Raw genomic sequence first — 22,470 nt, forward strand, 5'->3', positions numbered from 1 at the left:
TGCCGTTCGATCAGGCGTCGATGCACATGCCGTCGTAGCCCACCTCGATCCCGGCGGGCAATCTGGCGCTCAAGGCGTGGTACTCGAGCTCGTGCGTCATGTGGATCAGTACCGTGCGCGTCGCGGCGATGCGCTCGGCCGCAGCCAGCGATTGCGCCACGCCAAAGTGCGTCGGATGCGGCACTTCGCGCAGGCAGTCGAGGATGAGCACGTCGAGCCCTTGCAGCAAAGCGTAGCTGCTTTCCGGAATCTCCGAGACATCGGTCAGGTAGGCAACATTACCAATGCGAAATCCCAGTATGGGCCAACGGCCATGCAGCAAGGGGATGGGCTGCACGCGCACGCCAGCGGCGGCGAAGGGCTCGACGTCGACTTCAATGGGCGTGAGTACCGGCTTATCCCAGTATTCATTGGGTTGCAGCAGCGTATAGGTGAAGCGGCTCTTGATGTGCTCGATGGTCAGCGTGTTGCCGTAGACCGGCAACGCGGCTTTTTGTAGCCAGCACCAAGCACGCAGGTCGTCGATGCCATGGATATGGTCGGCGTGCGGATGGGTGTAGAGCACAGCATCCACATGCAGCAGATTCGCGCGCAGCGCTTGTGAGCGCAGGTCCGGCCCGGTATCGATCAGCAGCGTCTTGCCCTCGCTGCGGATCACCGCAGACGCGCGGGTACGGTGGTTGCGCGGATCGGGCGAGGTGCAGGTGGGGCAGCTGCAGCCCAGTGCCGGCGAGCCCCCGGAGGAGCCGACGCCGAGCAGCAGCACCTCGACGCTCATTGCGCCGCCCGGCTGAACAGCTTGAAAAAGTTGGCGGTGGTGGCGCTTGCCACCTCAGTGAGCGGCACGCCCCTCAGGTCGGCGATATGCTCGGCCACGTGCTTCACCCAGGCCGGCTGGTTGGTCTTGCCGCGAAACGGCATCGGTGCGAGATAGGGCGAATCGGTCTCGATCAGCATGCGCTCCAGCGGCACCCGGCGGGCGACTTCCTTGAGCTCCTCGGCCTTCTTGAAGGTGACGATGCCGGAGAACGAGATGTAGAAACCGAGTTCCATTGCCGCCTGTGCCACTTCCCAGCTCTCGGTGAAGCAGTGCATCACGCCACCGACCTCATCGGCACGCTCCTCCTTGAGGATGCGGATGGTGTCCTCGGACGCGGAACGGGTATGGATGATCAGCGGAAGGCCGGTCTCGCGAGCGGCGCGGATATGCACGCGAAAACGCTCGCGCTGCCATTCCAGATCGCCTTCAAGCCGGTAGTAGTCGAGCCCGGTTTCTCCGATGGCGATGACACGAGCTTGCTGCGCCAACTCGACAAGGCCGGCAACGGTCGGCTCTTCGACATCCTCGTAGTCCGGGTGCACGCCGACCGACGCATAAAGATTGGGATAAGTGTCCGCCAGCGCCATCACGCTGGGCCATTCGGGCAGGTTCACCGACACGCACAGCGCGTGCGTGACCCGGTTCTGCGCCATGTTGGCGAGCAGCTCGTCGATGTTCTCGGCAAGCTCGGGGAAATTGATGTGGCAGTGCGAATCGACGAACATGGCGGCAGGCAGCGAGGGTGAGCCTCGATTCTACCGCGCTTTATGCCGCAGCCCGAGCGCAGCCGCTTCGGCGCCGGTCATGATGCCTGCACCGAGGCGATGCCAGCGCATCGCCGGGCGCCACCAGCGCAGCTCTGGCAATTGCAAATGCCAGCATTCATCGCCGTAGAAGTGGACCAGCGCATTGCGCGCATCCAGCCAGTCCAGCGCCTTGAACGACCAGCTGCCGTAGGGTACGACGAACTCTTTGCGGCCCAGCCGCCGCGACAGATCCGCCGCATACAGCGTGAATACAGTGGCTTCCTCGAACGGGCAGTCGTAATCGGTGATGAAGAGCAGGCCGGCCACCGTTTCGTACTGCGCCAGCAGCACATAGCCGGGCAGCCTCACGCGCGTCGGCTCGCCGTCATGCAGCAGCGCCGAAGTCAGCGGCCAGGTGTCGTAGGGGCCAGGGTGGGATTGCAGCGCAAACCGGGTCGGCGCCAGCGTCACATCGTGTGGGTGGTGCGGCTCGATTGCAGGTAGCCGCCGAGCAGCGATTCGATCTTGTTGCGCGCCTGGGCACCGGCCTCGTTGCTGGAGAACTGCACGCCTATGCCCTGCTGGTGGTTGTTGTGCGCACCCTGCGGCGTGATCCATACCACGTGACCGGACACAGCGATCTTGGCCGGATCGTCCAACAACGACAACAGCATGAACACCTCGTCGCCGAGGCGATAAGGCTTGTTGGTGGGGATGAAGATGCCACCGCTCTTCACAAAGGGCATGTAGGACGCGTAGAGCGCGGCCTTTTCCTTGATATTCAGCGATAACACGCCAGGCCGGGTGGCCTGCGGCTTTGGAGCTTCCATCAGTCGTCTTCCTTCGTCTATCCCTTGGCCCGGCTCACCCGGAACGCTGCCACATAATCGTTGAGCAGCGATTCGTAAACGAGGCGCAGGTTGAGCGGATGGTGTGCCAGCCGTTGTGCGGCCTGCAGCGTTTCGCTGTATTTCACCAGCTGCGGCGCGCGGACCGACAACCGCGTCAGCTCATCCTTGCAATCGGGATAATAGCGGAGTTTGCCCGATAGCCCCACGCTGACCAGATCGTAGACCCATTTTTGCAGCCAGCCGATCACCAGTGCCGTATCGAGCTTGGATTTTTCCAGTTCTGCTGCCACGGCCAGCACGTCGAGCGCACCTGGATTGGCGAGGTGTCCCAGCACGCTCTCGCGCATGGGCAGCCATTCGGCGTGCGCGTCGTCCAGCGCCGCCAGCGGCGCGCCGCCGGTATGCGCCAGATGCAACTCCGGGTTCACCACGCCCTGTACGGCCAGCCAGCCAGCGGCTGCGGCGTGATCGGGCATGGGCAAGGGGTAGATGCGACAACGGCTGCGTATCGTTGGCAACAATCGGCGCCAGTGATGCGCGACCAGGATGAACTGTGCGCCGGCCGGCGGTTCTTCCAGCGTCTTGAGAAAGGCATTGGCCGCCGCCGCATTGAGGCTTTCTGCCGGGTAGACCACGGTCACCTTGGCACCGCCACGGTGCGTGGTCAGGTTGACGAAGTCGGCGAGCTCGCGCACGTCGTCGACGCCAATCACCGGCAGCTTGCGCTTCGGCTTGCTACCCTCTTCCTCGTCGTCGGCCTCGTCGGCCGGTGCCAGCACGCGATAGTCCGGGTGATTACCCGCGGCGAACCAGCGGCAACCCTCGCACACGCCGCACGGCTCGGTGGTCTTGCTGGGGGCCTCGCACAAAAACCAGGCCGCCAGGCGCTCGGCGAACCGCCGCTTGCCCACGCCAGGTTCACCGGTCAGCAGCAGCGCGTGCGGCATGCGGGCGGTGCCGGCGATCAATTCCTGCCAGGCGCCGTGCTGCCACGGATAAAGCGGCTCGCCTATCATGCGGCGAGATCCAACCAGAGCGGCAACGCGGCTTCGAGCCTAGCCTGGATGGCCTCGATACTGCCGGAGGCGTCGATCACGCGGATGCGATCGGGCGCGGCCGCAGCGCGTTCCAGGTAGGCCGCGCGCACGCGAGCGTGAAAATCGGCCGCTTCGCGCTCGAAACGGTCGAGCTCGCGGCCATTGGCCAGACGCGCACTCGACACTTCCGGCGGCACGTCGAAGAGCAGCGTCAGATCAGGTTCGATGCGTGCGGCGCCCGCGCCCTGCACCCAATCCTCCAGCGCCTCGAACTTTTCGCGTGGCAGGCCGCGACCGCCGCCCTGGTAGGCAAAGGTCGCGTCGGAAAAACGATCGCACAACACCCACTCGCCGCGTTCCAGCGCGGGCGCGATCACCCGCGCCAGGTGCTCTCGGCGCGCGGCGAACATCAGCAGCGCCTCAGTTTCCAGATGCATCGGTTCGGCCAGCAGCCATTCGCGCAGCTTTTCACCGAGCGGCGTGCCGCCCGGCTCACGCGTGCGCACCAGCGGTATGCCACGCGCGATCAGCCAACGCGCCAACCACAGCAGCTGGGTACTCTTGCCAGCGCCGTCGACGCCTTCTACGGAAATGAAGCGGCCACGGGGTATCGATTTCATGATGGCGATTGTCTCATAGCCCGCGACGCGGGCGCGCATCAACGCTTGCGAGAGGCCAGGAAATAGGCCGTCAGCAGCAATGCCAAGCCGGCAAGCACCAATAGCCCCTCTATGCCCGCAGCGATGCCGGAGTAGAGCAGGCGTTGCTGCATTTCCATCCCGGTCATGACGTCGGAACGGATCAGCAACACGGTGAACACCGGCTTGAGTACCGTCGCCAGCAGGTAACAGACCAAACCCGCCCAGGCAAAGCCGCGACCAGCGGGACGATGTTTTTGCATGATGAGCAGTACCAGGGCAACCAGCAGCACCGCCAGTGCGGGCAACTGCCCCAATGCCAGTAGCCCCATTTGCATCAGCCCATCCATGATCAACCCAGCCGTTGCCGGATGCTGGCTTCGATACCCGCGGCATCGAGACCGCAATCGGCCAGCAGCTGCTTTTGCTCGCCATGATCGACATAGCCATCGGGCAGGCCCAGCTGCAGCACCGGTACGCTGATGCCGGCGGCGGCCAGCGTTTCGAGCACCGCGCTGCCGGCGCCGCCCATGATGGCGTTCTCTTCGACCGTGACCAGCAGCGCATGGTTTGCGGCCAGTTGCTTCACGAGTTCGACATCGAGCGGCTTTACAAAGCGCATATTGGCCACCGTCGCTCCCAGCACCTCGCCGGCCTTGAGCGCAGGCTCCAGCAGCGTGCCAAAAGCAAGTATCGCCACCTGGGCGCCCGTGCGGCGGACTTCGCCACGGCCCCAGGGCACGCCGGTGAGGGCGGGATCGAGCGCGACGCCAGGGCCGGTGCCGCGCGGATAGCGCACCGCCGCCGGGCCGGGGTGGCGATAGGCGGACACCAGCATCTGCCGGCATTCGTTCTCGTCAGACGGCGCCAGCACCGCCATGTTCGGCACGCAGCGCAGGAAAGACAGATCAAACGAGCCGGCATGCGTGGGGCCATCGGCGCCGACGAGGCCAGCCCGGTCGATCGCAAACGTGACGTCCAGGTTCTGCAGCGCCACGTCGTGGATCAACTGATCGTAGGCGCGCTGCAAAAAGGTGGAATAGATGGCAACGACAGGCTTGAGCCCTTCGCACGCCAGGCCCGCGGCAAAGGTCACCGCATGCTGTTCGGCGATACCCACGTCGAAATAACGGGTCGGGTATTCCTGCTCGAAGCGCACGAGGCCTGAGCCCTCGCGCATCGCCGGCGTGATGGCGACGAGCTTGTCATCGCTGGCCGCCATATCGCACAGCCAGTCGCCAAACACCTGCGTGTAGTTGACCTTGCCGCCGCCCTTGCCGCCGGCCATGCCGTTTTCCGGGGTGAACGGGGTGACCGCGTGGTACTTGACCGGATCATCAACGGCAAGCTTGTAACCCTGCCCCTTCTTGGTCACCACGTGCAGGAACTGCGGTCCGGACAACTTCTTGATATTGGCAAGCGTAGTCACCAGCGCATCGAGATTATGACCATCGATGGGGCCGATGTAGTTGAAACCCAGCTCTTCGAACAGCGTAGCCGGCGAGAAGAAGCCCTTCACGTGCTCCTCACCCTTCCTGGCGAGCTCCTTCAGCGGCGGCACCACGTCGAGCACCTTGCCCGAAGCATTGCGAAAGCCGTTGTAGAACTTGCCCGACAGCAGCTTGGCCAGGTAGTTGTTGAACGCGCCGACATTGGGCGAGATCGACATCTCGTTGTCGTTGAGGATGACCAGCAGGTCGACATCGCGATGGCCGGCGTTAAAGAGCGCCTCGACCGCCTGGCCCGCCGTCATCGCGCCGTCGCCGATCACGGCAATGGCGCGGCGCTGCTCGCCCTTGATCTTGGCCGCCTCGGCAAAACCGAGCGCCGCGCCGATCGAGGTGCTGGAATGGCCTACGCCAAAGGTGTCGTACTCGCTTTCCTCGCGCTTGGGAAAGCCGGCGAGGCCGCCCTGCTTGCGCATGGTGTGCATCTGTTCGCGCCGGCCGGTCAGCACCTTGTGCGGGTAGCTCTGGTGGCCAACATCCCACACCAGCCGGTCATGCGGCGTATCGAACACGTAATGCAGCGCAATGGTGAGATCGACCGCGCCGAGATTGGAGGCAAAGTGGCCGCCGGTCTGGCTGATGCTGTCGAGCAGGAACTGGCGCAATTCGGCCGCGACCTGCGGCAGCGCGCGGCGCTCCAGGCGGCGCAGATCGGCCGGGCAGGCAATGGAATCGAGAAAGGACATCGTCATTGATTTGAATTCAGTGGCTACGGGCGACGATATAGTCAGCGAGGTCCAAGAGGCGCTCTGCGCGCGCGCCAAACGGCGCCAGCGCCGCACGGGCGTCAAGCTGCAGTTCGGCCGCCTTGTCACGGGCGCCCTTGAGACCCAACAGGGCCACGTAGGTGGGTTTATTGTTGGCGGCGTCCTTGCCGGCGGTCTTGCCCAGCGTGGCGGTGTCGGCTTCCTCGTCGAGGATGTCGTCGACCACCTGGAAAGCGAGGCCCATGCATTTGGCAAAATGGTCGACCCGCGCGAGCTCTTCGTCCGACAGTGGCTCACCGCAATGCGCGCCGAGCAAGACCGCCGCGCGAATCAGCGCACCGGTCTTGAGGATGTGCATCAGCTCGAGTTCAGGCAGCGTCAAGGTCTGCCCGACGCTGTAAAGATCGACGCCCTGCCCGCCGCACATGCCGAGGCTACCCGACGCGCGGGCGAGGATGCCGACCATCTTGAGCTGGGTGGCCGGCTGGTCGGCCAATGCGTGATGCGATAACACGTCGAAGGCGGCGGTCTGCAGCGCGTCGCCCGCCAAGAGCGCGGTCGCCTCGTCGAAAGCAACATGGACGGTCGGCTTGCCACGGCGCAACACGTCGTTGTCCATCGCCGGCATGTCGTCGTGCACCAGCGAGTAGGCATGGATCAGCTCGACCGCCGCGCCGGCATACGCCAGCCGTTCCGGCGAGGCCGCAGTGAGCTCGCCAGCAGCGAACGCCAACAGCGGGCGCACGCGCTTACCGCCATCGAGCACGGCGTAGCGCATCGCTTCATGTAATCGGGCCGGCAGGTGGTCGGCGCGCGGCAGCACGGCGGAAAGTGTGTCTTCCATGCGGGCCTGCACGCCCTGCATCCACGACTTGAAATCGCTCATGCGCCCTCCTGTGGCGAAAACGGCTTGAGTTCACCGTTTTCCAGCACCTTGAGCTGCTGTTCGGCGTCCGCGAGCTTGCCTTGGCAGAACTGCAGCAGCGTCTGGCCGCGCTGGTAGGCGGCGAGCGAGGCTTCGAGTGGCAGCTGGCCGGATTCGAGTTCACCGATCAGCGCTTCGAGCTCGGCAAAGCCGGCCTCGAACGACTCGGGCTGTTTGGCTGCTTTCGGCATGGGAATCTGGCCTTGGGAAATCCACGGACGATAGCGGAAACGCCAAAGCCCAGTCAATGCAATGGCCATGCCAAGGCCGCTACGGAACGCAGTCGCTGCGCTTTCGTAAATGAATACCACTGCCTACGATGAAGCAACTCCCAACGGCCCGCCATCCCATGAGCAACCTGTTCGGATTGACCTGTCGCACAACGGTCGCCCCCCTGCTCGCCACCGCCCTCGAGCGGCTCGGGGACGCGACCTACCGCGGCGCCAGTTGGATCAGTCAGGAGGACAAACACCTTGCGCGCACGGCAACGCGGACGCCCAAGCCACCCGCATTGCCGGGGCACATTGCGCTGCTGCGACTGGACTGGGAATCCCCGCAGCAACAGGCGAGCGTCGTCACGGGCGAGTTCGGGCTGGTCTGGCGCGGCGCCATCGCCAATGCGGCGGAAACGGCAGAGCTGTTGAATGCCGTCGGCTACGCCGCGCATAGCCTCTATCCGGCCGACCTCGCAGCCGCCTTGCTGCAATGGCATCTGAGCACCACTCACAACCTGTTGCTGGCGGCCTGCGCAACCTCGGCCCAGCTGCAAGGCGTGTTTGCCTTTATTGCAACGAGCGCGCGACATCCAGGCCAGATCGTCTGCGCATCGCACCATGTGCCGCTGATGCTGGCCACGAGCGACGACTGCTCGGCCGTCTCCGACCAGTTGGCCCCCCTGGTGGCGATCGCGCCCCAGGTCGCCAAGCTGGAGCATGGCGATGTTGCCCGCCTGCTGTATGGCCACGTCGAGGTGATCGCCCGGGACGGCACGCCCGCGCTACGCACGCCAGAACGGGTCGGCGACCATCGCGCCGCGCCCGATTTCTTCCGCTATTACATGGAAAAGGAAATCCGCGAACAGGCCATCGTGCTGGCCGATACGCTGGGGCGTACCGGGCATGCGCCGGATCTGTCGGTGCTGCTGGATGAGGACGCGGCCCGTGTGCTGGCCGGCATCGATCATATATTGCTGATCGGCAGCGGCAGCAGCTATCAAGCCGCGCTGACCGCGCGCTATTGGCTGGAAGCGCTGGCCGGCCTGCCCGCTCAGGCCGAACACGCCAGCGAGTTCCGCTTTCGCGAGCTCGCGATGCCGGCCAACACGCTGGTGATCGCCATCTCGCAATCGGGTGAAACCGCCGATACCGTCGCCAGCCTGGGCCATGCGCAGCGCGCAGGCGCGGCAATCACGCTGGCGATCACCAACAACGCGGACAGCACGCTGGCGCAGCTGGCCGACTTTGCCAACTGCACGGCGGCGGGCCCCGAAGTGGGCCTGACTTCGACCAAGACCTTCACCGCGCAGTTGCTGACGCTCTACCTGCTGACCCAGGGCTTGGCGCGACAACGCGGTTACCTCACACCGGCCGAGCTCGCCGAAGTGGAAACGATGCTGGCGCAGCTGCCGCTGTCGGTGCAGGACGTGCTGCAGCGCGAGGGCCAGCTGGCGCAGTGGGCGCATAAGCTGGCCAAGCGCCCGCTGCTGCTCTACACCGCCCGCCATCAGCAATATCCGATCGCACTGGAAGGCGCGCAGAAGATGCTGGAAGTGGCCTACCTGCACGCAGAGGGACATCCGGGCGGCGAGCTCAAGCACGGCCCGCTGGCACTGGTCGATCGCGATCTTGCGGTGGTGGCCTGCATGCCGTGGAACCGCCATGCCGAAAAACTGCTGGCCAACCTGCAGGAAGTGCGCTCGCGCCAGGGCGAGCTGTTTGTGCTGTCCGACACCGCGCTCGCGGCGGGCGAGCGCTTCAACGCCATCCGCATGCCGCCTACGCTGCGCGATCTCGATCCCATACTCTATAGCGTGGCGCTGCAACTCTTGGCCTATCGCGTTGCGCTAGCGCGCGGCACCGAGATCGACAACCCGCGCCACCTGGCCAAGGCGTTTGCCGAGGAATGACCAGCCGAATCAAGGATGCCGCATGACCATGACTACCGAAATCTGGGTCGCCCTCACCGCTTTAAGCACCGCACTGCTGATGGCCCTCGTGAATCATCGCCTCAGCAGAAACAGCAACAAAACGGCGAAAAAAACCGAAATACGATCGCAGTCCTATGTCGACTTCCTGAAGTGCGTCGCCGAACTTGCACGAGTGCAGCCTCATGCCGACCAATCGGCCGCGCTGGCGAGATTGGCCGACGCCAAAGCAAGAATCGCCATTTATGGCGACCCCGGCGTCATCAGGAAACTGGCCTCATTCGATAGAAAGCACAACCACCTCGATTCCGAGGAGGCTTTGAACGATTTTGTCGAAGTTGCCCTGGCGATGAGGCTCGATTCGATCGGCAGGAGAAAGTACGAGGCGCCTGAAGACATCAGGCAATTGCTGTTCGGTGCGCCGGCCTAGGGCCTGTCGTCAATGCCGACGGACTACATGCAATTGAATGCGAGGACTGCACTATGAAATACCGTGGCAGCTGTCATTGCGGCCGGGTGGCCTTCGAAGCCGAGGGCGAGCTCACCGGCGTGGTGTCGTGCAACTGTTCGATCTGCCAGCGCAAGGGCGCGCTGATGTGGTTTCTGCCGCGCGCCGCGCTCACGCTGCTGACGCCGGACGAGGACATCGCCAGCTACACCTTCAATCGCCACGTGATCCGCCATCGCTTCTGCCCGGTATGCGGCATGCACCCCTATGGCGAAGGCGTCGATCCGCACGGCAATGCGATGGCGGCCATCAACGTGCGCTGCCTGGAGGATGTCGACCTGAATGCCTTGCCGGTCACGCAGTACGACGGTCGCAGCCTGCCCTGATCGGCCGCGTCTATACCGCACACGAATAGCACCGCCCAAAAAAAGCCGGCCCATGAGGCCGGCGTTTTTCAGGCCGATGGCGCGTTATTTGCGGAACTTGCCGATCACGCCGGAACCCGCCTTGACCACCAGCAACGCGAGGCCACCGGCGATGATGCCGGCAACGAGATCGAGCACGGTCGGCGCGATCGCGGCCAGCACACCGCCTACGCCGGGCGCCGCATGCACCGCTTCGGCCGCATGATGGATCACGTCGTGGGCCCCCGGCAGGCCGTGGGTCAGGATGCCGCCGCCGACCATGAACATGGCCGCGGTGCCGATCACTGCCAGGCTCTTCATCAGCCACGGCGCAAACGCCAACAGTCCGCGGCCGAGCGTACGCAGCGCAGCAGCGATGCCGCCGCCTTGCCTGGCGACGAGATAGAAGCCCGCGTCATCGAGTTTGACGATGGCGGCGACGATGCCATACACCCCCACCGTCATCAAGATGGCGATCCCGGACAGCACGGCCACTTGCGTGCCGAAGGCCTTGCTGGCCACGACACCGAGCGAGATCACGATGATTTCGGCCGACAGGATGAAATCGGTTCGGATCGCGCCCTCGATCTTGTCTTTTTCCAGCGCAACCAGGTCGACTTCCGGATTGACCAGCGCCTCGTGCAGCTCGGCCTTGTGCGCGTCATCCTCATGCTTGCTGTGCAGGAACTTGTGCGCCAGCTTCTCGAAGCCCTCGAAGCACAGATAGGCCCCACCCAGCATCAGCAACGGCGTGATCAGCGGGATGTTGTAACCGCGTCCGTGCAGCCAGCTTTCCAGCGCGCTGATCGCCAGCGCCGCCGGTACCAGGATCAGCTTGTTCCTGAACGAACCCTTGGCCACGGCCCACACTACCGGCAGTTCGCGCTCGGCGCGGATGCCGGACACCTGCTCGGCATTGAGCGCCAGATCGTCACCCAGTACGCCGGAGGTCTTCTTGGCGGCGACCTTGGTCATCACGGCGACGTCATCGAGCATGGTCGCGATGTCATCGATCAGGGCTAAGAGGCTGGTTCCGGCCATGGTGGTAGTTGTTCCTTGAGAGTCTGTGATTCAGCGATCGAGCCGCTGCTCTTCGTAAGCGGTGCAGAGCAGAACACGCCAGCCAGTTTGTGTGTGCAACAAGTTGTAGGTGGTGTGAAAACACCAGGGAGCTGAACCGCCATGACGGCTGATTTTCCACGCCACATCGAGCACCGCCCCCTGCTCACCCTGTGGCAGATACGCGACAACGTCATACGTTGCGCCGGCATAGCCGTGCTCGCGATAAAGCGCGCACAACGCAAACATATTGCGCGCGATGGCAGCGCGGTCCGGCCAGTGTGTGTAACCCTCGGCGCTGACGATGCCCGAGGGCAGGTGGTAGAAATCCGCCACGGCCTCGCCATCGAGCGCATCGAACGCGGCGCGGTAGGCCGTCAGGAAATCAGACAGCTCGATGGGCAGCATCATTCGAGCGGAATCACCGCATCACCCGCCGCCACCCGGCCCGGCGTCTCGACGATGGCGTTCATGCCGAACACCACCTCACCGCCCTGCTTGCGATGGCGCGCCAGCGTGCGGATCGGCTCCTGGTCGCGCGACTTCGCGCCGGTTTCAGGATCGACCGTGGTGAATACGCAGCGGCCACAGGGCTTGGTGATGCGCACGACCGCCTCGCCGATCCGGAGCCGGGTCCAGCCGTCCTCGGCGAACGCCGCCGCGCCATCGACGACCAGGTTGGGGCGGAACCGGGCCATCTCGAAATCCCGACCGGCCCAATCCGACAGCTGACGCAGCGACTCCGACCCGATCACCAGCAGCGGGTAGCCGTCGGCAAACGAGACCGGCACCTCCGGATGATGCTGCGCGCGCCGTTGCGTCGCTCCGGTGTAGAGCAGTCGGACCGGTCGCCCGATCAAGTGCGACAGCCAGGCATCGGCCTCGTCGGCACCATGCCAGGCACCGAAATCAGTGCCCCAGACATGCGCCGGATGGCCATGGACGAAAGCCTCGCGCGGCGCGTAGACCTCGCCATGCTCCGGCGCGGACAAGCGCAGCCCAATCTCGTGCGCGCTGGCGGTGATCGTCACCAGTTGCGGCAGTTCACGCCCCGTGACAAAGCGGCCGCGCTCATCGGCGACCATCCACGCCCGATCGTCCGGCAAGCCGGCCATCCCCAGCTCCGCCTGCATCAGGCTGTGACCGTGGGCGGACTTGAGCGGGTAACGATACAGCGCTGAAAGCGTGGGCATGACGAGCCGCCTGGGAGGGGATGGCCGTCACTGTGCCGGGCACTCGCGCACGCCGCAAGCCACAGTGCGCGCCCGGCCAGGCCGCAACAGCTGTGCAGCGGGCGCGACGGCAAGGGTACGCCTCACTTCCCGCAACCTGCCGCATCGGCTAGCCTGTCGGCACTGTCCCGACGATCGCTGCAATGCACCGCGAACACCGACTCGAACTGCCGCCCTACCGCGCGCCCAGCTGGCTGCCCGGTGGCCATGCGCAAACGATCTACCCCGCCGTCTTCATGTGGCGGCGTCATCAGCCTTATCGCCGCGAAGCCTGGGTCACGCCCGATCTCGATACCCTGGTCGTCGACTGGGTGGATGGCCGGGCCGGCACCCCCATCGTGGTGCTGTTCCACGGCCTGGAGGGCGGTTCGACCAGCCACTATGCCCGCTCCCTGTTCCAGTACCTGTATCCCAAGGGCTGGCGCGGCGTGGTGCCACACTTTCGCTCGTGCGGCAATGTACCCAACCGGCTACCGCGCTCGTATCACGCGGGCGACTCGGCCGAGATCGGCTGGATCCTTTCCCGCTTGCGCGAGCGCTACCCGGACGCCCCCATCTACGCGGTCGGCGTTTCGCTCGGCGGCAATGCGCTGCTCAAGTGGCTCGGTGAAACCGGTGCCCAGGCCTATGCCTACATTGCCGCCGCCGCCGCCATCTGTGCGCCGGTCGATCTCGCAGCCAGTGGCAATGCGCTCGATTCCGGCCTCAACCGCAAGATCTACACCCGCGAGTTCCTGCGTACCATGCGACGCAAGACGCTGGAAAAACTCAAGATTACCGACAACCCCTTCATCGACCGCGATCGGGTGAAGCGGGTGCGCACGCTGCGCGAGTTCGACGAGCTCGTCACCGCGCCGCTGCATGGCTTTCACAGCGTCGAACACTATTGGGAGCAAGCCAGCAGCAAGCCGCTGCTCAAAGAGATCGCCGTGCCCACACTGATGATCCATGCGCTGAACGATCCCTTCATTCCCGCCGCCAGCCTGCCTGACGAGGACGAGGTCTCGAACATGGTGACGCTGCTACGCCCCAGGGAAGGCGGCCATGCCGGATTCGTGTCAGGCCCGCCGCCCGGCCGATTGATCTGGCTGCCCAATGTGCTGATGCGCTTTTTCCAGCACCATGCGCCCATGCGCAGCTAGGCGCCGGTGCTGACCAGGTAAACCCAGCCATGGCCGACATCGACCTTCGCCTGTTCAAGGCCTACGACGTGCGCGCGCGCACCGATGTGCTCACCCCTGCCGCTGCCCGCCTGATCGGTCTGGCCGCGGGCACGCTGGCGCAGGAACAAGGCTTTGCCCGCTATGCCGTCGCGCGCGATGGCCGGCTCAGCAGCCCGGCGCTCGCCGCCGCGCTGATCGATGGCCTGACCGCCAGCGGCATCGCGGTGATCGATCTGGGCCTTGCCGCCACGCCACTGCTCTATTTCGGCGCGAGCCGGCTGGCGGGCGGCTGCGGCGCCGTGGTCACCGGCAGCCATAATCCACCCGACTACAACGGCATCAAGCTGATGATGGCCGGCGAGGCCATGGGCGGCGCGGCGCTGCAGGCGCTGGCGCAACGCATACTTGCGGGCCAATTGCGCGAGGCGACCCAGCCCGGCCATTACGCCAGCCACGACCTCGCAGCGGCCTACACCGCCGCCCTCTGCGCCGCGGTGCCGCAGCCCGGGGCGCTGAAACTGGTGATCGACTGCGGCAACGGCGTTCCCGGCGCCATCGCGCCGGATCTGTTTCGCGCACTGGGCCATGGCGTCGATGCGCTCTACTGCGAGGTCGACGGCCATTTCCCGCATCACCACCCGGATCCGCAGGACACCAGCACGCTGGTCGACCTCGTCGCGCGCGTCGCCGCCACCGGTGCCGATCTGGGCCTGGCGTTCGATGGAGATGGCGACCGGCTGGGCGTTGTCACCGCGCGCGGCGCCCTCGTCCCGGGCGACGCCCTATTGGCGGTATTCGCCCGTACCTTGCTGCCCTCCCACCCCGGCGCGCTGGTGCTGCACGACGTGAAATCGAGCCGCCTGGTCGCCCGCTGCGTAACGGCAGCCGGCGGCCATTGCGCCGCCATCCCCACCGGCCACACCCATATGAAGCGCGAGCTGAAGGCACGCGGCGCCCTCTTGGCCGGCGAGCTCTCCGGCCACTACGCCTTCGCCGGCTGGAATGTGGACGACGCGCTCTACGCCGCAGCCCGCCTCACCGCCCTCGTCGGGGCCGGGCTCGATCTGGATGCAGAACTCGCACGCCTGCCGGCCTGCCACAGCACACCGGAGCTGCAGATCGCGGTGGACGATGCCGCCGCCGAACTCGCCCGCATCAAGGCAACGGCCATCTTCCCGACCGCAACGGCGACGAGCGAAATCGACGGCCTGCGCATCGAATACGCCGACGGCTTCGGCCTGATCCGCAAATCCAACACCACGCCGGTGCTGACGCTGCGCGCCGAAGGCGACGACGCTGCGGCACTGGCGCGCATCATCAATGAACTCACCGCCGCCATTGCGCCGCTGTGCTGGCCCGGCTGACAACGCCCCACGCTTGCCGGACAATGGCGGCCGTTCCCCTGCCTGCCGATACGCCATGCCCACGCTGCCGCTGCCCCATTTGATCGCCGCCGACGTTGCCCGCGCCCTTGCCGAGGATGTCGGCGACTGCGACTGGACCGCGCAACTGATCGCCCCGGAGCGTCAGGGCCGCGCCACGGTGATCGCGCGCGAGGATGCGGTGATCTGCGGCATCGCCTGGTTCGACGAGTGCTTTCGCCAGGTCGATGCGCAAGCCTGCGTGAACTGGCTTGTCGCCGAAGGCGAGCGCGTGGCCGCCGGCACGCTGCTGTGCGAGATCGCCGGCCCCGCCCGCGCGCTCCTCACCGCCGAGCGCAGTGCGCTCAACTTCCTGCAGCTCTTGTCCGCCGTGGCGAGCGCCACCCGCGTCTACGCCGACACCGTCGCCGGCACCCGCGCCGTGGTGCATGACACCCGCAAAACCATTCCCGGCCTGCGTCGCGCGCAGAAATACGCAGTCACGGTCGGAGGCGGCGCCAACCAGCGCGTTGGCCTATACGACGGCATCCTGATCAAGGAAAACCACATCATGGCCGCCGGCGGCATCGCGCCGGCGCTCGCCTCGGCCCGCGCCATCGCGCCGGCGCACGTCACGCTGCAGATCGAGGTGGAGAACCTTGCGGAGCTCGATGAGGCGCTCGCAGCTGGCGCGCCCTCGGTGCTGCTCGACAACTTCAGCCTGGCCGATCTCGCCACAGCCGTGCGTCGTACCGGCGGCCTCGCGGTGCTCGAAGCCTCGGGCGGCGTCGATCTCACGACGCTGCGCGCCATCGCCGAGACCGGCGTCGACCGCATCTCGGTTGGCAAGCTGACCAAGGATGTGACAGCCATTGATCTGTCGATGCGTTTCGTGATGGACCATTAGCCGGAGCCACCTATGCACATCCGTAGCGGTATCACCGCCGCCGTTTTGGGTACTCTAGCTCCCGGCGCTGGGCACCTGTATCTAGGTCAGGCACGGCGTTTCATGTTGCCAGCGCTCACGTTTTTGATCGTGCTGCTGGCCCTCGGCGTTGCCGGGCAGCTGTCTCGCGTCCACGGCGCTACCATTTTTATCTGCATGGCGCTGTTCTTGCTGCTGTTTTCCATAGCGGATAGCCTGGTTCTAGGCTTGCGCCAAGGAAGGAACACAGCTCGCTGGTATGCAAGATGGTATGTGCTACTTGGCTGGCTAGTAGTCTCGTGGCTTTACGGTTACGTTCTGACCCATTACCGAGAAAGTCTGCTGGGATACAGCATGTTCAGGATGACCGCCTCAACCATGTCACCTACCATACTGCCCGGCGACCTGATGCTTGTGGATACAAGAAGCTTAAACCCTTCAACTACCGACATCGTCATTTTCGAAATCCCAGAACGCAGCGTTCAAGTTGCAGGAAGAGTCATCTCTACATCGATCCCCAACGCTTACACCGTGGCTATGGACAGCAACCCGGATCTCCCCCTGCAAATCAGTACTACCCACCTCAGGGGCAAAGTCACCGCTGTGCTGTGGTCACCAACACGGCGCCAATTCGGGGCTTCAGTCGAGTGAGTCATCACGCTCACTTCGCTACGGGTAATCCCGCATAGCCGCCCTCACACGGCAGGGTGCACAGTCCAGACCATGAAGACCGCAAACGCACCCCTGCCCCTCACGCTCCGCTCGGCGTTCTGGTACCGCTCCTATCTCTAGGAGGCGGTCAGGGTAACGTTTGTACACACCATGCCGCCGATCCAGGCGGCATGATTGTTTCAGGGGTACAGCCCCTCGTCCCAGGATCGGTGGCCCACAACAAGGGACCGATCATCATGCAAGCCACCATCCTCTGCGCCGAACGCCACGCCGGCCCGCTCACGCTGGGTCATCTCGTCAGTACGCTGCGCCAGCGGCTGTTCTTCCAGGATCGCCACAACCAATACCTGCTGCTCGACGGTGAGACCGACGAGCAGGTGCTCGATCTGGCTGCCGACCATCTGGCGGTCGGCATCGATCCGACTCGCGTCACGCTGCTCAATCGCCGCGCGGTGCCCGAGCTCGCCACCCTGCAGCAGGCACTGCACTCCATCGCCCCGATCCAAGCCGGTGCCACCGCCACCTTGCTCGCCGGCCTGCAGCCGCAACTGGTTTCCGCCCACGCCGCTTCGACCGAAGCCCTGGCTGCCGCCAACCAGGTGATCCGCGCGGTCAACGCCCGAGCCGGACGCAAGCTCTTGGCCGAATCGCAGGCGCTGCTGCCCACGCGCACGCCATTCGCCGCGCCGCGGGCTGCGCTCGACATCCCGTTCACTGCCGATGCCGACGCCATCGCCGCAGTGATCGCAGCGCTGCCATCGGCCACCCAGGTGGGATTGCCCGAGCGCGAGACCGACGGCCATCCGCTATTCCAGTTGCTCACCGTGTTCGAGCGCGACCTGCCCTTCGTCGACGATCTCAAGGCCAAGTTCCGTCGTGGTGGCTTGTCCGAGCGGGTGGTGAAAGCGCATCTGATCGACTGTGCCGAACGCATGCTGGCGCCGGTGCGCGAAACCCGCGCGGCACTGGCTGCGAATCGCGGCACGCTGCAGGCGGTGCTCGACGCCGGCAACGAGGCGGCGCGCGGCACGGTCGCCTCAGCGCTGGCCGAGGTACGCATCGCCCTTTCGTGAGCAGCCTTGCGGATTGCTACCCCAGCGTTGCCGCCAGCCCCGGTAGCACCCGCAGCGTGTTGGCATAGGTCTGCTCGGCGATACTGGCCACAGCGCTGCCGCGTAATTCGGCCAGTACGCCGGCGATGCGCGGCAACTGCCCCGGCTCGTTGCGCCCCGGCGGCGAGCCCGCCAACCAGGCCGGCGCGATATCGGGCGCATCGGTTTCCAGCACGATGGACTCCAGCGGCAACTCGGCCGCAAGGCGGCGGATGCGTTGCGAACCGCTGTAGGTCATCGCGCCGCCGAAACCCAGCGCGAAACCGAGCTTGATGAATTCTTCGGCCTGCTGGCGGCTGCCGTTGAAGGCGTGCGCGATGCCGCCCTTCACCTGCCACTTGCGCAGGTATTTGAGCACCGGGTCCTGGCTGCGCCGGATGTGCACGATCACCGGCAGATCGAAATCACGCGCGAGCTTCAACTGCCCTTCGAACAGCGCGATCTGGCGCGCGGCATCCAGGCCCGCTACATAGAAATCCAGGCCGATCTCGCCGACGGCCACCGGTGGTTCACGCTTCAGCCACTCGGCCAGCACATCGAGGTGCGCGTCGCGGTGCTCGGCGACGTAAATGGGGTGCAGGCCGAACGCGAGCGCCATGCCGTAGCGTTCACGCATCGCCAGTGTCTGATCGAAGGTGGCCACGGTGATGGCGGGCACCACCTGCTGAACGATACCGGCCGCGCGCGCGCGCGCCACCACCGCATCGCGGTCGGCATCGAACTCCGGGGCATCCAGGTGGCAGTGGCTGTCGATGAACATCTGGGGAACTCTGGGCGTTTTGGGCTATCTGTTCCTCGCCGCCACAGGGGGCGGCATAACGTAACGATAACAGGGATCAAGATGACCGAATTATGGATATGGGGCGTGTTCGCCGCCGTGGTGATCACGCTCCTGGCCTTCGATCTGGGGGTGTTGCACAAGGATGACCGCGAGATCGGGGTGAAGGAGAGCCTCAAGCTGTCGGCCTTCTATATCGCCGCCGGCCTCGCCTTCGGCGGCTTCGTCTGGTGGCAGAAGGGCGCGACGGCCGGCATGGATTACTACACCGGTTTCCTGGTCGAAAAATCGTTGTCGATGGATAACGTGTTCGTGATTTCGCTGATCTTCACCAGCCTGGCGGTGCCGCGCGAATACCAGCACCGGGTGCTGTTCTGGGGCATCCTCGGCGCCATCGTGATGCGCGCCGTGATGATCGGCCTGGGTGCCGCGCTGGTGCACGAATTCAGCTGGATCCTGCTGGTGTTCGGCGCGTTCCTCTTGTTCACCGGGGTGAAGATGCTGCTCTCGGACGACGAGGAAACGGATATCGAGCAGAACCGCATCTTCCGCTACCTGAAATCGCACCTGAAGATGACGCCCAAGCTGCAAGGCCACCACTTCTTTGTCGACGGCAGCAAGGTGGGCCTGACCGCCGGGCGCTACGCGACACCGCTGTTCCTGGCGCTCTTGATGGTGGAAGCGGCCGACCTGATCTTCGCGGTCGATAGCATTCCGGCGATCTTCGCGATCACGCAGGATCCGTTCATCGTCTACACGTCGAACATCTTCGCCATCCTCGGCCTGCGCGCACTCTACTTCGCGCTCGCCGCCATGGTGCACCGCTTCCACTATCTGAAGTACGCGCTCGCCATCGTGCTGATCTTTATCGGCATCAAGATCGGCCTCGTGTATGTGGACTACAAGATTCCATCGCCGATCTCACTGGTGGTCACCTTCGGCCTGCTGCTCGCCGGCGTGCTCTACTCCATGCACAAGACGCGCGGAGAACCGATCCCGGAAAAACCGCAGTCCTGATCCCAGCAATGAAAAACGCCCCAACCGGGGCGTTTTTCCTTTGGGCAGGCGTAACGCTCAGATCGATCCGGACAGCGCGCTTTCCCGCTTGTTCACCCACCACGAATGGATGGCCGCCAGCACGATCAGGACCGCAGCCACGCCGCCGGTGATGGCTTCCGGGATATGCCAGCGTGCCGCCAGCAGCATCACGGCTGCCAACGCGCCGATCGCCCAGAACGCGCCGTGCTCCAGGTAGCGCAGCGACGACAGCGTGCCCTTGTACACCAGCAGCAACGTGAACGAGCGCACGAACATGGCGCCGATGCCGAGGCCAATGGCGATCAGGAAGATGTTCTTGGTCAGCGCAAACGCACCGAGCACGCCATCGAACGAGAACGAGGCATCGAGGATTTCCAGGTAGAGGAAGCCGCTCCAGCCCGTCTTGGCGGCGGCGTTGTCGTCGCCCAACAGGCTGCCTATGCCATCGACCGCCACGTATACCGCCACGCCCCACAACCCGGCGACCAGGAAGCGATAGCCATCGACCTCGGGCAGCAGATTCGCCACACCCAGCAGGATCAGGATGGAGAGCAAAATGGCCGCCATATCCACCTTCCCCAGCTTGGCCAGCACGCGCTCGATCGGCTTGAACCAGTGCTCGTCCTTCTCGTGATCGAGAAAGAAGTTCCAGAACACCAGCATCAAGAAAGCACCGCCGAAGGCCGTGACCTCGATATGCGCCGACTGCAGGATGCTGGCGTACTCATGCGGATTAACGATGGCCATCGACAGCACATCGCTGGCCGGCCAACTGCCCGTGCTCAGCCACTGGTACAGCGAAACCGGCCCCGGCAGCGGCGCCATCCACGCGATCACGCCGACGATCACCAGCGGGAACACCACCCGCATGCCGAACACCGCCACCAGCATGCCCCAAACGAGGAAGCGGCGACGCCACTTCTCGTCCCAGTGCTTGAGCACCGAGGCATTGACCACCGCGTTGTCGAAAGACAGGCTGGTTTCCAGCAGTGCCAGGTTGAACGCCACCCAGAGCCCGCCCCAGCCGCCCAGGGCCCAGGCAGCGGCCAGGCCCAGCGCGGTGACGATGTAGGAACCGCCAAAGTACTGCCACATTGCGTGCACCCTCAGTCAGAAATCGTTTGCATTATGCCTGTATGGCCGACAAATCGAGCCGGCGCAGCAAGCAAATGGCGTATCGCGGCCGCAGCGGCGACGGATGAGCGCCCCACTGGCCACGGTCAGGAGTGGCTCGTGAACCGGGCGAGCTGGCGGCGAAAACCCGCCACCAACACCGCTACCTGCCCGCCCCCCGCCTTGGTCGGCCCCGGCAAAACGCCTATACTCGCCAGCATCTAGCGGCCTCGAGCCACCTACCCATGGAGCCCCCTTCGATGAGCAATCCTTACCTCGATCTCGTTGCCGCCCACGACAAGTTGCTGCAGACCGCCGGCCCGCTGTTTTCCTCGCTGGACGGCCTGAACGTGCCGCAGCCGCCGGCCCTGCCTGCCAATGCGCCCGTGGTGATGATCTTCGCGCCGCATCCGGACGACGAATGCATCATCGGCGCACTGCCGCTGCGCCTGGGCCGTGAAGCGGGCTTCAAGGTGGTGAACGTGGCGGTGACGCAAGGCTCCAACCTCAAGCGCCAGCCCGAGCGCTGGACGGAACTGAAGAACGCCTGTGACCTGTTGGGCTGGGAGTTGTGCGAGACCATTCCTGGCGGCCTGATGAGCGTGGGCACCAAGACCCGCGATGCCGACCCGACCGCCTGGGCCGAGAAAGTGGACGCGATCGCCCGCCTGATCGAGGAATACCAGCCGGCCGTATGCGTATTCCCGCACGACAACGACTATCACTCGGCCCACATCGGCACCCACTACCTGGTGATCGACGCGCTGGCCAAGGTCGGCCACCGTTGCGTGCTAGGCCTGTCCGAATTCTGGCGCCAGATGGACACGCCGAACGCGCTGATCGCCACCGGCAACGCCGACACCGCCGACCTGATCGCGGCGCTCGCCTGCCATGTGGGTGAAGTGGAGCGCAATCCCTACCACCTGCGCCTGCCGGGCTGGATGGCCGACAACGTCCGTCGTGGCGCCGAAGTCTGTGGCGGCCAAGGCGCCGCAGCACCGACCTTCAGCTTCGGCACCATCTACAAGGTGGCCCAGTTTGATGGCCGCGCCATAGTCGAGACCGGGCAGAAGTACACGATTGCGGCGGATGGCGATATCAAGGCTGTGCTGGCCTGATCCATCTTTCACTCGATAAAAACGGCAGCTCGTTGACGGGCTGCCGTTTTTCCTTTCCTACACATCAAGCCAGACAATCAAGAACATGACCACAGCGAGAAAGATTCGTCCGCTACTTACGCACCTTTTTGCAGCAACTGTCGGTGCAAGCATTGCATTGTGGTTCATGCCATACCTAGAAGCAAAGCTGAGAACTCCGCCGCCTGAAACAGACGTAGATCGTTTGTATCGTTTTATGTTGTCAATTCCGGCCCATGAAATTATGGAAGCGGATAAAGCCTACAAATCAGACATATCTATTGCCGCCAAAGCCTACGCGCAAGAAAGGGCCATAAAGTGGGCATTTGAAATGAAGCCTGAACCACGGAAAAATGCAAGAAACTATGAAATCGCGGTTCTTCACGCCAAACTTGGCATTCTACAGGCCCAGCAAGGCGACCAAGCAATTGCAAACAAGAACTTTGCGACTTCAATGGAGTATTGGCAAAAAATGGGGATTCATTTTCAAAGCCAAGACCGGCTTCTTACCGCATTCGATGCCTATGGCACTCCCGGGTTCGTGACCGCCGTCAAGAAGCACGCTGTCTTTGACGCTGGTAAGCAACCCCAGCTGACCAAAGCAACCAAGAGTGAATAACGTATCTCCTGGAGACTTTCGAGAAAACCGGGACA

The 22,470-nt window shown here is 64.5% G+C and carries 26 protein-coding genes; 11 read left to right on the top strand and 15 right to left on the bottom strand.

The window, feature by feature from the left end:
- Window positions 1-10: 10 nt before the first annotated feature.
- The 10 genes from NLI84_RS14050 to NLI84_RS14095 are packed head-to-tail and all read right to left on the bottom strand — an operon-like array spanning window position 11 to window position 7,423.
- The gene (locus tag NLI84_RS14050; RefSeq protein WP_255991123.1) at window positions 11-778 is read right to left on the bottom strand and encodes an MBL fold metallo-hydrolase; all 768 of its coding nucleotides are present in this window, start codon (window positions 776-778) and stop codon (window positions 11-13) included.
- Window positions 775-1,545 (bottom strand): TatD family hydrolase, encoded by a 771-nt coding sequence (locus NLI84_RS14055; RefSeq protein WP_255991124.1) that lies wholly within the window; start codon window positions 1,543-1,545, stop codon window positions 775-777. The genes NLI84_RS14050 and NLI84_RS14055 overlap by 4 nt, the downstream gene beginning before the upstream one ends.
- 30 nt (window positions 1,546-1,575) lie before the next feature.
- Window positions 1,576-2,037, bottom strand: coding sequence for a hypothetical protein (locus NLI84_RS14060; RefSeq protein ID WP_255991125.1), 462 nt, complete (start codon window positions 2,035-2,037; stop codon window positions 1,576-1,578).
- Entirely contained in the window at window positions 2,034-2,396 is a 363-nt protein-coding gene (locus tag NLI84_RS14065) for a PilZ domain-containing protein (protein ID WP_255991126.1), read from the bottom strand. Before NLI84_RS14065 ends, NLI84_RS14060 begins: the two co-directional genes overlap by 4 nt.
- A 17-nt stretch (window positions 2,397-2,413) precedes the next feature.
- Entirely contained in the window at window positions 2,414-3,433 is a 1,020-nt protein-coding gene (holB, locus tag NLI84_RS14070; protein ID WP_255991127.1) for a DNA polymerase III subunit delta', read from the bottom strand.
- Window positions 3,430-4,074 carry a dTMP kinase gene (tmk, locus tag NLI84_RS14075; RefSeq protein WP_255991128.1) on the bottom strand — a complete coding sequence of 215 codons (645 nt, stop codon included), beginning with the start codon at window positions 4,072-4,074 and terminating at the stop codon, window positions 3,430-3,432. Before tmk ends, holB begins: the two co-directional genes overlap by 4 nt.
- A gap of 38 nt (window positions 4,075-4,112) precedes the next feature.
- Window positions 4,113-4,442 (bottom strand): hypothetical protein, encoded by a 330-nt coding sequence (locus NLI84_RS14080; protein ID WP_255991129.1) that lies wholly within the window; start codon window positions 4,440-4,442, stop codon window positions 4,113-4,115.
- Window positions 4,443-4,444: 2 nt separating this feature from the next.
- Complete coding sequence (gene dxs / locus NLI84_RS14085; protein ID WP_255991131.1) at window positions 4,445-6,292, bottom strand: 1-deoxy-D-xylulose-5-phosphate synthase; 1,848 nt, start codon at window positions 6,290-6,292, stop codon at window positions 4,445-4,447.
- A gap of 10 nt (window positions 6,293-6,302) precedes the next feature.
- Window positions 6,303-7,193: a polyprenyl synthetase family protein gene (locus NLI84_RS14090; RefSeq protein WP_255991132.1), complete on the bottom strand. Its 891-nt coding sequence runs from the start codon at window positions 7,191-7,193 to the stop codon at window positions 6,303-6,305.
- Window positions 7,190-7,423 carry an exodeoxyribonuclease VII small subunit gene (locus NLI84_RS14095; protein WP_255991133.1) on the bottom strand — a complete coding sequence of 78 codons (234 nt, stop codon included), beginning with the start codon at window positions 7,421-7,423 and terminating at the stop codon, window positions 7,190-7,192. The genes NLI84_RS14090 and NLI84_RS14095 overlap by 4 nt, the downstream gene beginning before the upstream one ends.
- Before the next feature lie 158 nt (window positions 7,424-7,581).
- On the opposite strand from NLI84_RS14095, the gene glmS reads away from it, so the two are divergent.
- The 3 genes from glmS to NLI84_RS14110 are packed head-to-tail and all read left to right on the top strand — an operon-like array spanning window position 7,582 to window position 10,209.
- Window positions 7,582-9,357 carry a glutamine--fructose-6-phosphate transaminase (isomerizing) gene (glmS, locus tag NLI84_RS14100; protein ID WP_255991134.1) on the top strand — a complete coding sequence of 592 codons (1,776 nt, stop codon included), beginning with the start codon at window positions 7,582-7,584 and terminating at the stop codon, window positions 9,355-9,357.
- Window positions 9,358-9,379: 22 nt separating this feature from the next.
- The gene (locus NLI84_RS14105) at window positions 9,380-9,805 is read left to right on the top strand and encodes a hypothetical protein (protein ID WP_255991135.1); all 426 of its coding nucleotides are present in this window, start codon (window positions 9,380-9,382) and stop codon (window positions 9,803-9,805) included.
- Between the two features lie 53 nt (window positions 9,806-9,858).
- The gene (locus tag NLI84_RS14110; protein WP_255991136.1) at window positions 9,859-10,209 is read left to right on the top strand and encodes a GFA family protein; all 351 of its coding nucleotides are present in this window, start codon (window positions 9,859-9,861) and stop codon (window positions 10,207-10,209) included.
- 84 nt (window positions 10,210-10,293) lie between these two features.
- On the opposite strand, the gene NLI84_RS14115 is transcribed toward NLI84_RS14110, so the two are convergent.
- Genes NLI84_RS14115 through NLI84_RS14125 form a run of 3 tightly spaced genes read right to left on the bottom strand, consistent with a single transcriptional unit; the run spans window position 10,294 to window position 12,479 of the window.
- A complete protein-coding gene (locus NLI84_RS14115; protein WP_255991137.1) occupies window positions 10,294-11,268 on the bottom strand; it encodes a DUF808 domain-containing protein in 975 nt (324 codons plus the stop codon).
- Between the two features lie 30 nt (window positions 11,269-11,298).
- Window positions 11,299-11,697: a DUF6841 family protein gene (locus NLI84_RS14120; protein WP_255991138.1), complete on the bottom strand. Its 399-nt coding sequence runs from the start codon at window positions 11,695-11,697 to the stop codon at window positions 11,299-11,301.
- Window positions 11,694-12,479: an MOSC domain-containing protein gene (locus NLI84_RS14125; protein ID WP_255991139.1), complete on the bottom strand. Its 786-nt coding sequence runs from the start codon at window positions 12,477-12,479 to the stop codon at window positions 11,694-11,696. The genes NLI84_RS14120 and NLI84_RS14125 overlap by 4 nt, the downstream gene beginning before the upstream one ends.
- 182 nt (window positions 12,480-12,661) lie before the next feature.
- Here NLI84_RS14125 and NLI84_RS14130 point away from each other — a divergent pair, with 182 nt between their 5' ends.
- From NLI84_RS14130 to NLI84_RS14150, 5 genes are all read left to right on the top strand, one after another.
- Window positions 12,662-13,660 carry a YheT family hydrolase gene (locus NLI84_RS14130; protein WP_255991140.1) on the top strand — a complete coding sequence of 333 codons (999 nt, stop codon included), beginning with the start codon at window positions 12,662-12,664 and terminating at the stop codon, window positions 13,658-13,660.
- A 29-nt stretch (window positions 13,661-13,689) separates the two neighbouring features.
- Window positions 13,690-15,045: a phosphomannomutase/phosphoglucomutase gene (locus tag NLI84_RS14135; RefSeq protein WP_255991141.1), complete on the top strand. Its 1,356-nt coding sequence runs from the start codon at window positions 13,690-13,692 to the stop codon at window positions 15,043-15,045.
- Between the two features lie 55 nt (window positions 15,046-15,100).
- Window positions 15,101-15,949: a carboxylating nicotinate-nucleotide diphosphorylase gene (nadC, locus tag NLI84_RS14140; protein ID WP_255991142.1), complete on the top strand. Its 849-nt coding sequence runs from the start codon at window positions 15,101-15,103 to the stop codon at window positions 15,947-15,949.
- Window positions 15,950-15,961: 12 nt separating this feature from the next.
- Window positions 15,962-16,618: a S24/S26 family peptidase gene (locus NLI84_RS14145; protein WP_255991144.1), complete on the top strand. Its 657-nt coding sequence runs from the start codon at window positions 15,962-15,964 to the stop codon at window positions 16,616-16,618.
- A 257-nt stretch (window positions 16,619-16,875) separates the two neighbouring features.
- Window positions 16,876-17,712 (top strand): hypothetical protein, encoded by an 837-nt coding sequence (locus tag NLI84_RS14150; protein WP_255991145.1) that lies wholly within the window; start codon window positions 16,876-16,878, stop codon window positions 17,710-17,712.
- 16 nt (window positions 17,713-17,728) lie between these two features.
- Here NLI84_RS14150 and NLI84_RS14155 read toward each other — a convergent pair whose 3' ends face one another.
- Entirely contained in the window at window positions 17,729-18,511 is a 783-nt protein-coding gene (locus tag NLI84_RS14155; protein ID WP_255991147.1) for a TatD family hydrolase, read from the bottom strand.
- An 81-nt stretch (window positions 18,512-18,592) separates the two neighbouring features.
- Here NLI84_RS14155 and NLI84_RS14160 point away from each other — a divergent pair, with 81 nt between their 5' ends.
- Complete coding sequence (locus tag NLI84_RS14160) at window positions 18,593-19,546, top strand: TerC family protein (RefSeq protein WP_255991148.1); 954 nt, start codon at window positions 18,593-18,595, stop codon at window positions 19,544-19,546.
- 57 nt (window positions 19,547-19,603) lie between these two features.
- Here NLI84_RS14160 and NLI84_RS14165 read toward each other — a convergent pair whose 3' ends face one another.
- Window positions 19,604-20,662: a DUF475 domain-containing protein gene (locus NLI84_RS14165; protein WP_255991149.1), complete on the bottom strand. Its 1,059-nt coding sequence runs from the start codon at window positions 20,660-20,662 to the stop codon at window positions 19,604-19,606.
- Window positions 20,663-20,940: 278 nt separating this feature from the next.
- Here NLI84_RS14165 and NLI84_RS14170 point away from each other — a divergent pair, with 278 nt between their 5' ends.
- Both NLI84_RS14170 and NLI84_RS14175 read left to right on the top strand, forming a co-directional pair.
- Window positions 20,941-21,798 carry a PIG-L deacetylase family protein gene (locus tag NLI84_RS14170; protein WP_255991150.1) on the top strand — a complete coding sequence of 286 codons (858 nt, stop codon included), beginning with the start codon at window positions 20,941-20,943 and terminating at the stop codon, window positions 21,796-21,798.
- Window positions 21,799-21,883: 85 nt separating this feature from the next.
- Window positions 21,884-22,435 carry a hypothetical protein gene (locus tag NLI84_RS14175; RefSeq protein ID WP_255991152.1) on the top strand — a complete coding sequence of 184 codons (552 nt, stop codon included), beginning with the start codon at window positions 21,884-21,886 and terminating at the stop codon, window positions 22,433-22,435.
- Window positions 22,436-22,470: the final 35 nt, after the last annotated feature.

It is taken from the genome of Chitinolyticbacter albus (assembly GCF_024437655.1).
Taxonomy (GTDB): domain Bacteria; phylum Pseudomonadota; class Gammaproteobacteria; order Burkholderiales; family Chitinibacteraceae; genus Chitinolyticbacter; species Chitinolyticbacter albus.

Excerpts from the sequence above, each read along its gene's own strand:
- NLI84_RS14145 (WP_255991144.1), top strand. The coding sequence starts at position 15,962 with ATGCACATCCGTAGCGGTATCACCGCCGCCGTTTTGGGTACTCTAGCT.
- NLI84_RS14170 (WP_255991150.1), top strand. The coding sequence starts at position 20,941 with ATGAGCAATCCTTACCTCGATCTCGTTGCCGCCCACGACAAGTTGCTG.
- NLI84_RS14175 (WP_255991152.1), top strand. The coding sequence starts at position 21,884 with ATGACCACAGCGAGAAAGATTCGTCCGCTACTTACGCACCTTTTTGCA.
- NLI84_RS14115 (WP_255991137.1), bottom strand. The coding sequence starts at position 11,268 with ATGGCCGGAACCAGCCTCTTAGCCCTGATCGATGACATCGCGACCATG.
- NLI84_RS14165 (WP_255991149.1), bottom strand. The coding sequence starts at position 20,662 with ATGTGGCAGTACTTTGGCGGTTCCTACATCGTCACCGCGCTGGGCCTG.
- NLI84_RS14160 (WP_255991148.1), top strand. The coding sequence starts at position 18,593 with ATGACCGAATTATGGATATGGGGCGTGTTCGCCGCCGTGGTGATCACG.
- NLI84_RS14135 (WP_255991141.1), top strand. The coding sequence starts at position 13,690 with ATGGCCGACATCGACCTTCGCCTGTTCAAGGCCTACGACGTGCGCGCG.
- NLI84_RS14065 (WP_255991126.1), bottom strand. The coding sequence starts at position 2,396 with ATGGAAGCTCCAAAGCCGCAGGCCACCCGGCCTGGCGTGTTATCGCTG.
- glmS (WP_255991134.1), top strand. The coding sequence starts at position 7,582 with ATGAGCAACCTGTTCGGATTGACCTGTCGCACAACGGTCGCCCCCCTG.
- dxs (WP_255991131.1), bottom strand. The coding sequence starts at position 6,292 with ATGACGATGTCCTTTCTCGATTCCATTGCCTGCCCGGCCGATCTGCGC.
- NLI84_RS14090 (WP_255991132.1), bottom strand. The coding sequence starts at position 7,193 with ATGAGCGATTTCAAGTCGTGGATGCAGGGCGTGCAGGCCCGCATGGAA.
- NLI84_RS14125 (WP_255991139.1), bottom strand. The coding sequence starts at position 12,479 with ATGCCCACGCTTTCAGCGCTGTATCGTTACCCGCTCAAGTCCGCCCAC.
- tmk (WP_255991128.1), bottom strand. The coding sequence starts at position 4,074 with ATGAAATCGATACCCCGTGGCCGCTTCATTTCCGTAGAAGGCGTCGAC.
- NLI84_RS14150 (WP_255991145.1), top strand. The coding sequence starts at position 16,876 with ATGCAAGCCACCATCCTCTGCGCCGAACGCCACGCCGGCCCGCTCACG.
- holB (WP_255991127.1), bottom strand. The coding sequence starts at position 3,433 with ATGATAGGCGAGCCGCTTTATCCGTGGCAGCACGGCGCCTGGCAGGAA.
- NLI84_RS14105 (WP_255991135.1), top strand. The coding sequence starts at position 9,380 with ATGACCATGACTACCGAAATCTGGGTCGCCCTCACCGCTTTAAGCACC.
- NLI84_RS14155 (WP_255991147.1), bottom strand. The coding sequence starts at position 18,511 with ATGTTCATCGACAGCCACTGCCACCTGGATGCCCCGGAGTTCGATGCC.
- NLI84_RS14130 (WP_255991140.1), top strand. The coding sequence starts at position 12,662 with ATGCACCGCGAACACCGACTCGAACTGCCGCCCTACCGCGCGCCCAGC.
- NLI84_RS14095 (WP_255991133.1), bottom strand. The coding sequence starts at position 7,423 with ATGCCGAAAGCAGCCAAACAGCCCGAGTCGTTCGAGGCCGGCTTTGCC.
- NLI84_RS14080 (WP_255991129.1), bottom strand. The coding sequence starts at position 4,442 with ATGGATGGGCTGATGCAAATGGGGCTACTGGCATTGGGGCAGTTGCCC.
- NLI84_RS14055 (WP_255991124.1), bottom strand. The coding sequence starts at position 1,545 with ATGTTCGTCGATTCGCACTGCCACATCAATTTCCCCGAGCTTGCCGAG.
- NLI84_RS14120 (WP_255991138.1), bottom strand. The coding sequence starts at position 11,697 with ATGATGCTGCCCATCGAGCTGTCTGATTTCCTGACGGCCTACCGCGCC.
- nadC (WP_255991142.1), top strand. The coding sequence starts at position 15,101 with ATGCCCACGCTGCCGCTGCCCCATTTGATCGCCGCCGACGTTGCCCGC.
- NLI84_RS14110 (WP_255991136.1), top strand. The coding sequence starts at position 9,859 with ATGAAATACCGTGGCAGCTGTCATTGCGGCCGGGTGGCCTTCGAAGCC.
- NLI84_RS14050 (WP_255991123.1), bottom strand. The coding sequence starts at position 778 with ATGAGCGTCGAGGTGCTGCTGCTCGGCGTCGGCTCCTCCGGGGGCTCG.